15 protein-coding genes are annotated in these 13,638 nt (G+C 73.3%); 14 read left to right on the top strand and 1 reads right to left on the bottom strand.

Annotated features, from left to right (window positions below; all coding sequences use genetic code 11):
• Nucleotides 1–87 precede the first annotated feature (87 nt).
• Both ABFY03_RS22640 and ABFY03_RS22635 read left to right on the top strand, forming a co-directional pair.
• A complete protein-coding gene (locus ABFY03_RS22640; protein ID WP_031009417.1) occupies nt 88–378 on the top strand; it encodes a hypothetical protein in 291 nt (96 codons plus the stop codon).
• 113 nt (nt 379–491) lie between these two features.
• Entirely contained in the window at nt 492–779 is a 288-nt protein-coding gene (locus tag ABFY03_RS22635) for a hypothetical protein (RefSeq protein ID WP_346172287.1), read from the top strand.
• A 45-nt stretch (nt 780–824) separates the two neighbouring features.
• Here the strand turns inward: ABFY03_RS22635 and ABFY03_RS22630 are convergent, their stop codons facing one another.
• Entirely contained in the window at nt 825–1,649 is an 825-nt protein-coding gene (locus ABFY03_RS22630; RefSeq protein ID WP_346170726.1) for a hypothetical protein, read from the bottom strand.
• A 306-nt stretch (nt 1,650–1,955) separates the two neighbouring features.
• Here ABFY03_RS22630 and ABFY03_RS22625 point away from each other — a divergent pair, with 306 nt between their 5' ends.
• The 12 genes from ABFY03_RS22625 to ABFY03_RS22570 all read left to right on the top strand — a co-directional run bounded on the left by ABFY03_RS22625 (nt 1,956) and on the right by ABFY03_RS22570 (nt 13,638).
• Entirely contained in the window at nt 1,956–2,168 is a 213-nt protein-coding gene (locus ABFY03_RS22625; protein ID WP_319010217.1) for a hypothetical protein, read from the top strand.
• Nucleotides 2,169–2,261: 93 nt separating this feature from the next.
• A complete protein-coding gene (locus ABFY03_RS22620) occupies nt 2,262–3,248 on the top strand; it encodes a hypothetical protein (RefSeq protein WP_319010218.1) in 987 nt (328 codons plus the stop codon).
• A 30-nt stretch (nt 3,249–3,278) separates the two neighbouring features.
• The gene (locus tag ABFY03_RS22615; RefSeq protein WP_346170725.1) at nt 3,279–4,487 is read left to right on the top strand and encodes a phage tail protein; all 1,209 of its coding nucleotides are present in this window, start codon (nt 3,279–3,281) and stop codon (nt 4,485–4,487) included.
• Nucleotides 4,484–5,779, top strand: a complete 1,296-nt coding sequence (locus tag ABFY03_RS22610; protein ID WP_319010220.1) for a phage tail family protein — start codon at nt 4,484–4,486, stop codon at nt 5,777–5,779. Before ABFY03_RS22615 ends, ABFY03_RS22610 begins: the two co-directional genes overlap by 4 nt.
• A 41-nt stretch (nt 5,780–5,820) precedes the next feature.
• Nucleotides 5,821–6,744 (top strand): phage distal tail protein, encoded by a 924-nt coding sequence (locus tag ABFY03_RS22605; RefSeq protein ID WP_319010221.1) that lies wholly within the window; start codon nt 5,821–5,823, stop codon nt 6,742–6,744.
• Between the two features lie 89 nt (nt 6,745–6,833).
• The gene (locus ABFY03_RS22600) at nt 6,834–8,030 is read left to right on the top strand and encodes a hypothetical protein (protein ID WP_319010222.1); all 1,197 of its coding nucleotides are present in this window, start codon (nt 6,834–6,836) and stop codon (nt 8,028–8,030) included.
• A 49-nt stretch (nt 8,031–8,079) separates the two neighbouring features.
• Nucleotides 8,080–9,282, top strand: a complete 1,203-nt coding sequence (locus tag ABFY03_RS22595) for a hypothetical protein (RefSeq protein ID WP_319010223.1) — start codon at nt 8,080–8,082, stop codon at nt 9,280–9,282.
• A gap of 37 nt (nt 9,283–9,319) precedes the next feature.
• Entirely contained in the window at nt 9,320–10,462 is a 1,143-nt protein-coding gene (locus tag ABFY03_RS22590) for a hypothetical protein (RefSeq protein WP_319010224.1), read from the top strand.
• A 7-nt stretch (nt 10,463–10,469) separates the two neighbouring features.
• Nucleotides 10,470–11,570, top strand: a complete 1,101-nt coding sequence (locus ABFY03_RS22585) for a hypothetical protein (RefSeq protein WP_346170724.1) — start codon at nt 10,470–10,472, stop codon at nt 11,568–11,570.
• Nucleotides 11,570–12,208 (top strand): hypothetical protein, encoded by a 639-nt coding sequence (locus tag ABFY03_RS22580; RefSeq protein WP_346170723.1) that lies wholly within the window; start codon nt 11,570–11,572, stop codon nt 12,206–12,208. The genes ABFY03_RS22585 and ABFY03_RS22580 overlap by 1 nt, the downstream gene beginning before the upstream one ends.
• Nucleotides 12,209–12,239: 31 nt before the next feature.
• Nucleotides 12,240–12,653 carry an ATP-binding protein gene (locus tag ABFY03_RS22575; RefSeq protein WP_346170722.1) on the top strand — a complete coding sequence of 138 codons (414 nt, stop codon included), beginning with the start codon at nt 12,240–12,242 and terminating at the stop codon, nt 12,651–12,653.
• A 73-nt stretch (nt 12,654–12,726) separates the two neighbouring features.
• On the top strand, nt 12,727–13,638 hold the full coding sequence (locus ABFY03_RS22570; protein ID WP_346170721.1) for a peptidoglycan-binding protein: 912 nt from the start codon (nt 12,727–12,729) through the stop codon (nt 13,636–13,638).

Below are 13,638 nucleotides of genomic sequence, written 5' to 3'. Positions count from 1 at the left end.
CCCCTCCGGGGCGGGACGGCGGTCCGCCGTCCCGCCCCGGGCCCCTTCTCCTCACCGCACGCACCCGACCAAGGAGTACGCATCGCCATGGCCCGTTTCGACGTCAACGCCGCCCGTGCCCAGCGCCAGGAGGCCCACGGCCGCACCTGGTCCTTCGAGCTGGACGGCGACACCTTCACCCTTCCGACGGAGCTCTCCCGCGCGACCGCCAAGGGGCTGCGCAAGCTCGACGACAACGACGTGGACGGCCTGCTCGCGCTCCTGATGGGCGCGGAGCAGTTCGCCCGCTTCGAGGAGCACGACGTCACCATGCAGGACATCGCCGCCGTCCTGGAGGCGTACGGCAAGGAGACCGGGCTCGGCCTGGGGGAAGACTGAGCCTCGTCGAGTTCGTCGACGAACACGCCGAGGCCCTCGAGGCGGACCTCCTCCGCTACTACGGGACCGACCTGCTCGACTGGCACCGCGGTGAGCTCTCCAGCCGGCGGGTGCTGGTCCTGATCAAGCACCTGCCGCGGGACAGCGCCCTGCAGCGCGCCCTGCACGGCGAGGCCGCCGAGTGGTCGGTCACCGACCATCTGCTCGCGGCCACGGTCGACCATCTGGCCATCTCCAACTGGATGTTCCAGTGCGTCAACGGCTCCGAGGACGGCGACCAGCCCGATCCCCCGCAGCCGGTGCCCCGGCCGGGCGCGGGCGGGGAGGAGACCCCGGACGGCGGGCCCGAAGAGGCCCCCGAGGCGGTCTCCGCCGGCGACCTGGCGCGCTTCTTCGGCTGACCGCCGGCCGGCGCGCTCCCCCGGGCCCCCGGGGTCCGTCTCCCGTCAGGGGGCGGATCCCGGGGGCGCTTCCGGTGTCCGCTCGGCGGCCAGCTCCTCCTCCAGGGCCTTGGCCCGCTCGGAGAGGCGCCGGCCCCGGCCCGGGCGCTGCTCCCCGCCGGTCTCGGCGTCCCGGCGGTCGCCGGGCGGGCCCTGCTGGCCGGGGATGTGGGCCAGCGGGGGCACGATCGGGCGGCCGCCCTTGCCCCGCACGACCTTCCGGACCGGCTGCGGGTTCCGGCGGACCCGGCTCTCCTGGGCCGTGACCGGCGGCTCCGGGTCGGGATCCGGGGCGGGCTCCTTGCCGTGCTCCGGCTCCGGCTCGGGCTCGGGGTCGCGCTCCGGGTCCGGTGCGCCCGGTCCGGGGGCGTACGGACCGGGCTCGGGCGCGGGGCGCTGTTCGAACAGCTCGCGCTCCCGGCGGATCCGCTCCTCGGCCTCGACGACGGCGGCGGGCGGTTCGAGGAGGCGGGCGAAGGGCAGCGCGATCACGCGGGCCCCGTCCTGCGGTCCGGCGTCCGTCCGGCGCTGGGGCCGGCGGACGCCGCGGGCGTCGTTCTGCCCCTGGGCGTACGCGTCGGCGACGCGGCGCTCGTACTCCCTCCGTATGCGCGGGAGTTCGTCGGAGACGGCCTCCGCCCAGCCGGAGGTGAAGGCGTTGGTCTCCCGGCGGTCGATCTCCGACCGGGGGATGACGACGAGCTCCTCGGGGGCGTGGCCGTGGACGTGGACGAGCTCGGAGAGGCGTGCGAAGAGGTGGGGCAGGTCGGGGTGGAAGGCGAGCCAGTCGACCACCCGCTCCCGCCGGTTCGCTCCGGGCTCCGTGTCCATGCGTCAGTGCTGCCTTCCAGCCCCCTGGGGTCCCCGCGCGCCCCTCGCGCCCCTCGCTCGGCCGGAGTGGTCGGGTCCGGGGAGAGCGCCCTCCAGGTTACCCGGTCGAACTTTTTCTTCGATCACCGCCAACTCGTTCGGGGACATGACGAGAAGACGCGCCGTCAGCCCCAACCTGCTCGACAAACATCGAACAGATGTTCCACACTCTGTTCGCACAGTAGTTCGAAAACGTGGTGCCCCCGCTCTCCGCACGCACGCGGCGCCGCCACGCACGCACGGGCAAGCAACGGAAGGCAGGCGTCCATGACTCAGCCGGGCGAGGCATCGCGACCGCACATCCCGCTCCAGGACCGCCTCCGCCGGCTCCTCGACGGACCCGCCGCCCTCGACAAGCGCGCGCTCCTCGGGACGCTGTGCGCCGAGGTCTCGCGGCGCGAGACCGTCGCGTACGCCGCCGGCTGGAACGACGCGCTCGCGGCGGTGCGGCGCGGCTCCCGCCCGGAGGCCGGCGCCTAGCCGCCTCCGCCTGCCCCTGCGACCAGGCCCCTGCCGGGATCCGGCGGGGGCTTTTCGGCGCTTGGCCCGTACGGGCCGGAAGCGGAGCAACCCATGGCAGAAGTAACGACCGAGGACCTCTCGATCCAGATAGGCGGCCTCCGGCACTACGTACGGAAGGTGGACGGAGGCTGGCTGCCCACGACCGAGTGGACGCGGCAGCACTTCGCACCGACGTTCAAGCTCGTCGAAGAGCTCAAGAAGCAGAGCGACGAGATGCACAAGGAGATCGTCAAGAACCCGGTCACGGAGTACTGGGAGGCCGCCGGCTTCGACGGCATCGCCGCCGGCATCGAGAAGCTCTACGAGGGCGAGGGCCTCGGCACGGCCTTCAAGTACTGGATGTCCAACGGCGCCGGCGCCTTCGCCGCCATCGTGATCGGCGGCATCGGCGTCTACCTCGCCGGCAAGCTGACCAACATCCAGCGCTCGATCCAGGAGTTCTTCAGCCGCGACGGCCTCATCCGGGGCTACGACGCGGACGGCAACGTCACCCGGCAGACCCGCGAGGCGATCGAGACCCGGGAGCGCCGGGTCGCCAACGGCGGCACCAGCCTCGCCGACCTGGTGGGCAACGAGACCAACGTCGCCCAGACCCGTGCCCTGCGCGAGCAGCTCGCCCTGCTGAACCCCGAGGTCCTCAAGTTCAACAACCGGGCCCCCGCCTTCATCAGGAACTTCGACCTGCTGCCGAACGAGCGGAAGGCCGGAAAGGCCGCGGCCGCCGTGGACAAGATCGCCGACGCCGTCGGCCGGATCAACAAGGACGCGCTGGCCTCGGTCGCCCGCAACATCGGCAAGCTCGCCGACCGGATGGGCCAGGCCGACCCCCTGCACCTCTCCAAGGTCGCCGAGGCGATCGGGCGGCTCGTCGCCGCCGCCAAGGACCTGAAGCCCGAGATGATCCCCAAGGCGCGCCCCATCCAGGACACGGCGACCGCCATGGACAACCTGGCGCAGAAGGTCCAGCCCCTGGAGCAGGCGCTGCGGGAGCTGCGGACGGCGACCGGACAGCTCAACACCGTCCTCGACGGCAACTGACCCCACCCCACCCCGAAAGGAGGTACACCCATGTCTCTCGTCAGGAACCTCAGGAACGCCTCGACCGCCCTCGGCGGCTTCAAGTCGCAGGCGTCCGGCGCCGGCACCTCGGTCAGGAGGGTCGGGGACGCCGGCCGGTCCGCGTCCGGTCAGCTCAGGACGCTGCGTACGAACGCCCAGGGCGCCGGCACCCAGCTCAAGAACCTCAAGACCGCGTCCGACCAGGCCGAGCGGGCCATGAAGAAGGCCGGCGACACCGCCCAGTCGGCCGGCGGCAAGCTCGGCAGGTACGAGTCCGGCGCCGGCAAGGCCGCCAAGGGCCAGGACAAGCTCAACAGGTCCATGAAGGGCAACTTCCTGGTCCGGCTGCTCGAACTCTTCATGCCGCTCATCGAGGCGATCGTCGACATGGCGCTGCGCTCGAAGACGATGCAGACGGTCCTGAAGAAGGCGTTCAGCGCGATCAAGAGCGTGATCAGCTCGGTCATGAAGGCCATCGGGCCGATCATGAAGAAGGCCGGGGCGCTGATCAAGACGGTCTGGAACGGCATCAAGAAGGCCATCTCGACCGTCGTCAAGGCCGTCGCCACCGTCATCAAGACCTACGTGAAGATCTGGAAGACGGTCATCACCACGGTCATGAAGGCGATCAAGACGGTGATCAGCACCGTCTGGAACGGCATCAAGCGCGTCATCACCCCGGTCGTCAACTGGATCAAGTCCGCGATCCCCAAGGCGTTCAGCGCGGTCAAGGACAAGATGTCCTCGATCTGGAACGGCCTCAAGTCCATCGCGTCCCGCGCCTTCGACGGCATCAAGAACGGCGTCAAGGGCCCGATCAACTCCGTCATCGGCCTGATCAACCGCATGATCGGCGCCCTCAACAAGGTCAAGGTCAGCGTCCCCGGCTGGGTCCCCGTCGTCGGCGGCAAGACCTTCGGCGTCTCCATCCCGACCATCCCGATGCTCGCCACCGGCGGTGTCGTCATGCCCCGCACCGGCGGCGTCCCCGCCATCCTCGCCGAGGCCGGCGAGGCCGAGGCCGTCCTGCCGCTCTCCAAGCTCGACCGGCTGCTCGCCCTCACCGCCCGCCGGGCCCGCCAGGCCGGCGGCCCGTCCGCCGGCCACGTCGGCGCCGGACTGCACATCGAGCACTACCACGCGGCCCGCGACAACAACCCGAAGGCCACCGCCGACGCCCTGATGTACCTGGTGAAGGCGCGGGGAGCCCGGGCGTGAGCGCCGCACCGGCGATGCCCCGGTTCCGCCCGGTCATCGGCCCGATGGACGCCCTGCGGCAGGGCGCCACCGGCGCCCGCGGCGCGGTCACCGGCCTCCGGCAGGGCGCCCAGCGCGCCTCCGCCGGCGTCACCGCCCTCGGCGGCGCCGCCCGCACCGCCGGCACCGCCGCCCGTACCCTCGGCCAGAACGCCGCCGGCAGCCGCGCCGCCCTCGACAAGCTCCGCCGCTCCCCCGCCGCCGCCCGTCTCAAGCGGGTCGCCACCGCCGCCGGCAAGGCCCGCCGGGCCGCCGGGAAGATCGGCACCGGGGCCGGCGCGGTCCTCGGCCTCCTGCTGCCGCTGCTGCCCGTCACCGACGTCATCGCCGGCCTGATGGGCACCTTCGGCACCGTCATGACCGTCGCCTCGGTCGCCATGACAGGCGTCAACGTCGCCATGCGGGCCAACCCGCTCGGCTTCCTCGTCGGCCTGATCGTGCCCATCGCGGCCCACCTCATCGAACTGGCCGTCAACTCGCAGACCGGGCAACGGCTCATCCGGCAGGGCCTCCAGCAGGCCCTCAAGGGATTCCAGGCGATCTGGACCTTCCTCCAGCCGGTCCTGAAGCTCGTCGGCAAGGCCGTCGGCACCTACGCCAAGGCGTACCTGACCGTCTTCACGACCGCCCTCAGGATCGTCGGGGCCGCCGTCGGCGGGATCTCGAGGATCGGCCCCGCCGTCCGCTCCGCCTCGCAGGCGCTCACCGGCATCGCCTCCCGCACCATCGGCGCGGTCAAGGCCGTGGTGCAGCCGGTCGTCCGCTGGATCACCGAGAAGATCCCCGGCTTCTTCCGCACCGCCAAGGACGCCGTCTCCAAGGCCCTGCGCGGCATCGGAGAGCTCGTCAAGGGCGGGCTCAGCGCCGTCCTCGGCGTGGTCAAGGGACCGATCAACGGCCTCATCGCCTTCGCCAACTGGATCATCGACGGACTCAACAAGCTCAGCTTCGAGATCCCCCTCACCGGCAAGAAGTTCGGCGTCGAACTCGACAAGCTCCCCCTGCTCGCCGAGGGCGGCATCGTGTCGCCCGGCACCCCGGACGACCACCGCATCGACCCGGTCGCCCAGCTGGAGCACCGGCGGGTCCCGGCCCTCACCGAGCCGCTGCCGCGGCCGCACCGGATCCGGGACTTCCACGAGGAGCCCGGCGCCGGCCCCCGCGGCACCGCCGAGGACCTGCTCTTCCTGCTGACCGCCCACTCCGGGCCGTCCCCGGCCGACTGGCCGGTCCTCGCCGCCGCCGGCTCCTGACCGCCCTCCGTACGCCCATCCGAAGTGAGGTGACGGCCGCCATGGCCGAGACCACGACCCCGTACGCCGGAAACTCCCACACCGCCGACCTCGCGCCCGGCTCTCTCATCACCCAGGACGGGCAGATGCAGTGGGCCGGGCTGCTCATCGGCCCCGGCACCCCCTTCGCCGTCGACAAGTCCGGCCTGTCCGGCTGGGAGGACCTGCCCGAGTACGACTCCTCCGACGCCGACCGCCCGGCCTCCCACGGCGCCTGGCCCGGCTCCCGCTACGCCAAGCCCCGCAAGACCGGCGGCACCATCGTCCTGATGCCCGAGCACGGCGGCGCCCCCGCCGCCGTCCGGGCGCTGCGCCAGGCGCTGGCGCTGCTCGACGAGGAGCGCTGGCTCGCCGTCCGGCTGCACGGCGAGACGCTCGCCGTGCGCGCCCGGATCGCCCAGCGCGTGGTCCCCGCCGACCAGGGCTTCGCCACCCAGGGCAGCTCCCGCATGTCCGTCCAGTGGCTCGCCGCCGACCCCCGCCGGTACACGGTCAACGAGCAGATCGCCACCACCACCCCGCCGCAGCCGGAGGCCGGCCTCACCTGGCCGCTGACCTGGCCGCTCTCCTGGGGCGAGGCCAAGTCCACCGGCGACGCCGTCGCCGAGAACACCGGCTCCGCCCCCACCCACCCGGTGATCGTCTTCCGCGGCCCCTGCTCGATGCCGAGCGTCACCGAGCGGGTCAGCCGCCGCCGGCTCCGGTACGCGATCGACCTGGCCGCCGGCGACGAACTCACCGTCGACACCCGCGCCGGCACCGTGATGCTCAACAACTCCGCCTCCCGGCTGCACACCGCGATGGCCGACTCCACCCCGGAGGAGCTGTTCGTCCTGGAGCCCGGCCGCAGCGACCTGTCCTTCCGGCCCGAGGAGGGCCCGGAGACGGCCCTCATGACCGTCCGCTGGCGCAGCGCCGAGTGGTGACGGGCGCCTGACCCCGCGCCGCCGGGCGGCCGCCGCGCGCCGCCGCCCGGCGGCCGTACCGCATCCCTCCCCTACCCCGAGGTGACCCCATGACCGTACGAGCCGCCTGGCTCCAGCCCACCGGCCAGACCCGCGAGGACACCCGACTCACCCTCGCCGCCCTCCTCACCCCCAGCGGCCAGAGCGCCGAAGAGACCCCGCTCCGCTCCCGGCCCGGCGTCCTGCCCGGCGGCCTGCTGCTCACCGGCAGCGCGCCCATGCAGGCCACCATCGGCACCGGCCGCGCGATCGTGCAGGGCAAGGACACCGCCCAGGGCGCCTACCTGGTCGCGGTCACCGCGCCGGAGACGCTGACCCTGGAGGACGGCAACGCGGAGTACGACCGGATCGACCTGATCGAGCTCGCCGTCGTCGACGACGCGTACGACCAGACCGGCACCACCGAGGCCGTCGTCCGTCTCGTCAAGGGCACGCCCGAGGCCACCCCGAAGGTCCCCGCCAGTCCCCCCGGCAGCGTCCTGCCGCTCTACACGATCCGGGTGCCGCGCGGCGTCTCGGCCGGCACCGGCGGCATCGCCTGGGACACCTCCGCCGTCACCACCCAGCACTGGCCGGTGGTCGCCCTCGGCGGGATCATGCCGACCAGCGGCTACAAGGGTGCCTACGCCGGCCAGTACCGGGACGCCGCCGGGCTGCTCCAGCGCTGGGACGGCACCGCCTGGGTCTCGTACCCGAAGGCGATCGGCGGCATCGCGCCCAGCACCACCGCCACCGGCGGCTACACCGGGCAGTTCCGGGACACCGGCAAGGGCCTCCAGCGCTGGGACGGCGGCGCCTGGCAGTACACGGAGGGCGCCACCACCGTGCTGTTCGGCGCCACCCAGTGGACGACCGCGCAGCAGCAGACGATCCCCTCCGGCACCTGGACGACGCTCAGCCTGCCGACCGTCGAGGTCGACGACACCGGCGGCTTCAACGGCACCACCACCTACACCGTCAGCCGCGCCGGCTGGTACCGGATCACCGGCCACGCCACCTTCGCCAACGACAGCCAGACCGGCATGCGCGGCTGCCGCATCCTCGTCAGCGGCGTCGGCCAGGCCCGCTTCACCTGGCTCGTCCCGGCCGGCAACGGCGCCGTCAGCGTCGGCGGCAGCGGCCTGCTCCAGCTCGGCGCGGGCGACACGCTCCAGCTCTCCGGCTTCCAGAACAGCACCGTGCCGGTGAAGACCCTCGGCGGCTCCGGCTACGGCTGCACCCTCGCCGCCGAGTGGATCAGGTCCTGACCCCGCTCGCCCGACGACCCCACCGCCCCTCCCACGATCGGAGAACCCCGTGAACCTGCGCAGCAGCTGGCTCGCCGTGACCGGCCAGACCCGCGAGGACACCCGCCTCACCCAGCTCGGCGTCACCACCCTCGCCAACCCGGTCCAGGTCCGCTCCGGCATCCTGCCCGGCTCCTACGACGGCCAGTACCGGCTCGCCGGCTTCTGGACCTTCGGCTCCGCCCCGATGACCGCGACCGTCTCCGAGGGCCGGGCCGTCATCCAGGGCGAGATCTCCCAAGGCGCCTACCCGGTGACGCTGCCGAACTCCGAGACCGTCACCTTCGCGCCGGGCAACGCCCAGTACAACCGCATCGACCTGATCGTCCTGAAGATCTACGACTCGCTGTACGACGTCGACCCGCAGAACGAGCGGTACGAGGCGAAGCTGGAGGTCATCCAGGGCACCGCCGACCCGAACCCGCAGCCCCCGGCCGCCGGGCCGCGCTGCCTGGCGCTGTACGAGGTGCTCGTGCCGGCCGGCGTCAGCGCGGGCAACGGCGGCATCCCCTGGGACAGCGCGCTCAAGGACCTGCGCACCCCGGTCGTCGGGCTCGGCGGCATCCTCCCGCTGGAGGGCCCGGCGCAGCCCGGTGCCTACCCGGGCCAGTTCCAGGACACCGGCAACAAGCAGCCGCTCCAGCGGTGGAACGGCGGCGCCTGGGTCTCGTACCCGGAGGAGATCGGCGGGATCATCCCGAACTCGGCCTCCAGCACCCCCGCGAGCTACACCGGCCAGTACCGGGACTCCACCACCGGCATCCTCCAGCGGTACAACGGCACGGCCTGGGTGCCGGCCGTGCCCGGCCCGTACTTCGCCGACAGCACCGACCAGGGCGAGACCGTGTCCGGCACCTACACCTCGACGCTGGCGGGCCGCACCACCAACCCGCTCAGGGTCTCCTTCACCGCCCCGCCGTCGAAGGCGGTCGCCGTCGCCTTCGGCTGCCGCATGCGGGCCCGCGACGACCTCTACTCGTACATGGCGCTCGAACTCTCCCGGGGCGGCACGGTCGTCTCCCCTCCCGAGGACGAGTACGGGATCTACTCCGCGAGCACGACGACGACCACGGCCTCCTCCGTCCGCCGGATCTCCAACCTGACCCCGGGCGAGACCTACACGCTCACCGCCTTCTTCCGGGTCGTCCCCACCACCCCGGCCGTCAAGGCGTTCTTCGACAACACGTACATCAAGGTCGACCCGCTGCCGTAGCCGGCCGCCGCCTCCCCCCCACCGAAAGGAGAACCCCATGGCTGTGCGTCCCGGCTGGCTGCTGCCCACCGGCCAGACCCGCCAGACGACCCGCCTGACCCAGGTCGGGGCCGTCACCCCGACCACCCCGCTCGCCTCCCGCTCCGGCGTCCTGCCGGGCTCCGCGGACGGCCAGTACCGGGTCGGCGGCCTGTCCATGACCGGCAGCGGGCCGATGACCTCGACCGTCCACGCGGGGCGGGCCGTCGTCCAGGGCCCGCCGGAGCAGGGCGCGTACCCCGTCACCCTCGACGGGGACACCGTCCTCACCTTCGGCGACGGCAACCCGCTGCACCCGCGGATCGACCTCGTCGTGCTCCGCGTCCGCGACGCCGACGCCGACAACGGCGGCGCCTACGAGGCCGGTCTGGAGATCGTCGTCGGCCAGCCGTCGGCCACCCCCGTCGCTCCGCCCGCGCCGGCCACGTCGCTGCCGCTGTTCACCGTCCGCGTCAAGGCCGGGACCTCGGCCGGCACCGGCGGCATCGACTGGACCGGCGGCGACCTGACCGACCTGCGCACCACGGTCGCGGCCGTCGGCGGCATCCTGCCCGTCTACAACAACGCCGGTGTGCCGGGCTCCTATCCGGGCCAGTACCAGGACAACCACACCGCCCGCCACCTCCAGCGGTGGAGCGGCACCGAGTGGGTCGCGTACCCCCGGGAGATCGGCGGCATCGCGCCGCAGAGCGCGCTCTCGGTCGGCAGCTACGCCGGCCAGTTCCGCGAGCACAACGGGGTCCTCCAGCGGTGGAACGGCACCGTCTGGGCGACCTACCACCCGCCCGTGGAGTCCGAGACGACCACGTCCGGCGCGGTCGCGCTCCCCAACTGGGCCCTCGTCTCCTACGACGCCCGGCGCACCCGGAGCGGGCTGTGCACCATGACGGTCACCGTCAACCGCACCGGCCCGCAGATCGACGCCAACAGCGCCGGCAACATCGTCGACGAGCCCCTCTGCACCCTGCCGGCCGGCTGGCGCACCGCCGTCGGCATGGACGCGGTGGTCTCCGACGGCTTCGCCGAAGGCACCGCCTGGCTCTCCACCAGCGGCCAGGTCACCCTGCGCACCTGGTCCTCGAACGGCGCCCTCGTCAACGGCCGGAACGTCCGCGTCAGCGCCACCTACATCCTCCCGTGAGGTCCGCATGAGTCTCGACACGCCCTACCGGGCCATCTTCTGCGACCTGGTGACCGACCACACCCTCGACATCCTGCCGCTGCGGGACGTCTCCTTCGAGGACTACATCGGCCGCGCCGGCTCGCTCTCCGGCACCGTCCCCGTTCCCGACCGCGCGATGGCCGACCGGGCCCACCAGATCAAACCCGGCCGCACCACCGTCTACCTGGAGCGCGGCGGTTACCTGTGGTGGGGCGGCATCGTCTGGACCACCAACCTCCAGAGCAGCGACCGGGGCGTGGTCACCCTCGGCGTCCAGGCCGCCACCTTCGACTCGTACGCGGGCCGCCGCCGGATCCGCACCGACATCAAGTACAACCAGGTCGAGCAGTTCGACATCGCCCGCGACCTGTGGGACCGGCTCGGCGCCGGCCTCGGCGCGAGCCGCGTCGAGCCGGGCGACGACGTCCCCTCGGAGCCCGTGCCGCGCACCGTCTCCTACCGGCTCGGCGACGAGACCGCCTACCAGGAGGCGCTCGACCAGCTCGGCGCCTACGAGGACGGCTTCGAGTACCAGATCCTCGTCTACCGCGACCCGACGCACGGGCAGCGGGTCCGCCGGCTCCGGCTCGGCTCCCCCAAGATCCGCACCGGCGCCACGGACATGGTCTTCGACCGGCCCGGCACGATCCTCAGCTACTCCCTGCCGGACGACGCCACCCGCGGCGGCACCACCTCGCTCGCCCGCGGCGCCGGCACCAACGCCAACGCCGCCGCCGAGTCCCGGCCGACGCTGTCCGCGGAGGTCACCGCGACCGGGCTGCCGGACCGCTGGCCCCAGCTGGACATCTCCACCGACTACAACGACATCAGCGACAAGGCCGCGCTCGACGCGCTGGCCCGGGCCGCGCTCACCGAAGCCGAGGGCTCGGTGCAGATCCCCGAGATCAGCATCCGGCTCTCCGGGATCGTGCCCCCGGCGCTCCTCGGCCGCACCGCCCGCATCCGGATCACCGACGAATGGCACCCGACGGGCCTCGACGCCCGCTTCCGGATCGTCGGCGTCAAGGTCCGGCCGGCCGAGCGGGGCCGCCCCGACACCGCCGAACTCGCCCTGGAGAAAGCCTGATGGCACTGCTGCCCGAGGACATCATCGACCGGCTGATCCAGATGGAACGCCGGCTCAACGCCCTTTCCACGGCGGTCCACACCCGCCCGCCGCTGACCGAGATCACCAACGGCTCGCTGACGCTGAAGCGGCAGCCCAAGCCGGAGGACCCGGTCACCGTCGTCGCCCACCTCACCACCAGCGGCCCGGGCGGCACCAAGCCCGTGCTGCGGTTCAACGACGCCTACGGCCACGAGATCCTCTCCGACGACATCCTCAGCGGCGGCCTCGCCCGGCCCTGGCTGCCGATGCTGCCGCCGCAGGACATGGCCTCGGCGAACTGGCCGGCGACCAGCGTCACCACCGCGTGGACGACCATCGCCCAGTCGCAGAACCCGATCTGGCAGCCCAAGATGCGGCTCCGGATGTTCACCCGGGTCTCCTCCGGCGCCACCGGGCAGATCCGGGTGATGGTCGGCGGCGTCCAGTTCGGCGCGACCGTGGCCGCCGGCACCGTCTTCGACCACACCGGCGTCGTCACCGACGACATGCAGGCCGACTTCGGCAAGGACGTCACCGTGGAGATCCAGGCCCAGGTCACCAGCGCCTCGGGCACGGTCTACGCCAAGCCGGTCCTGATGCACGGCCGCCAGACCTGACCCGCCCGCCCCGCTCAGAGAGGACAGCACCGTGATCCCCGACCCGAACCAGCCCTGGGGCGTCGAGATCGACTACGCGGGCCGCGGCACCGTCGCCGAGGGCGGCCACACCGTCGCCCTGCGCCTGTACGACAACACCCTCGGCGGCCCGCTGCAGCTCGACCCGATGACCGGCGAGTACCCGGCGGTGTACGTCACCGCCCAGGTCGTCGAGGACGGCGAGAGCGGCACCCAGCTCCGCGGCCACGGCCTCGCCATGGTCCAGCCGGCGAACGGCCGCCCGGTCGTCCCCGACCCGGCGGCGGTCGTCCGGGCCGTCACCGCCGCGCTGGCCGACTTCGAGACCCGCCGGGCCGCCTCCGCCGCGCTCTGCGCCGCCTGGGCCCCGGCACCGGCCCCCGCCCCGGAGCCCGAGCCGGCGCCGGAACCGGAGCCCGCCCCGTAACCCCGCGCACCGCCCCGCACGCCCGCCCCGCGCCGCCGACGGCCGGGGCCTTCGCATGTCTGGAGGAGAACAGTTGGCCACTCCCCTCTCCGCGGACCGGCTCCTCGCCGCGCTCCGCGCCGAAGGCGTCACCGTCGTCGAGCACCCCGGCTGGCGCACCCACCACCGCAACCACGCCGGCGCCTGGGGTCCCGTCGCCGGCGTGATGATCCACCACACCGTGTCCAGCGGCACCGCGTCCTCCGTCGCGCTGTGCGTCGACGGCTACGCCGGCCTCCCCGGCCCGCTCTGCCACGGCGTGATCGCCAAGGACGGCACCGTCCACCTGGTGTCCGGCGGACGCGCCAACCACGCCGGCGGCGGCGACCCGGCCGTGCTGCGGGCCGTCGTCACCGAGGCGTACGGCGACCGGCCGCCGGCCCCCCGCGAGCACCAGGGCAGCCCCGGCGCCGTCGACGGCAACTCCCGCTTCTACGGCTTCGAGTGCGTCAACCTCGGCGACGGCACCGACCCCTGGCCGGCCGCCCAGCTCGACGCCGTCGAACGGGTCTCCGCCGCGCTCTGCCGGGCCCACGGCTGGGGCGCCAGGTCCGTCATCGGCCACCTGGAGTGGTCCGACTGGAAGAGCGACCCCAAGGGCTTCGGCATGCCGGGGATGCGCGACCGGGTGCAGAAGCGGCTCGGTGCCGCCCCCGCCGCCCGGCCGACCGCGCCCGCGAAGCCCGCCGCCCCCAGGCACCACCCCTTCCCCGGCACCCAGTTCTTCCGGAACGCCCCGAGCTCCCCGGTGATCACGGCGATGGGCCGCCGGCTGACGGCCGAGGGCTGCGGGCGCTACCGGGTCGGCCCCGGCCCCCGCTGGTCCGAGGCCGACCGCCGGTCGTACGCGGCCTGGCAGCGCAAGCTCGGCTTCCGCGGCGCCGACGCCGACGGCTGGCCCGGCGCCGCCTCCTGGAACGCGCTGAAGGTCCCGTACACCCCGTAA

The sequence above is a fragment of the Streptomyces roseofulvus genome (assembly GCF_039534915.1).
Classification (GTDB): Bacteria; Actinomycetota; Actinomycetes; order Streptomycetales; family Streptomycetaceae; genus Streptomyces; species Streptomyces roseofulvus.
The sequence above is the reverse complement of the archived record's forward strand: the minus strand, read 5'-3'. Positions and strand labels throughout refer to the sequence as shown.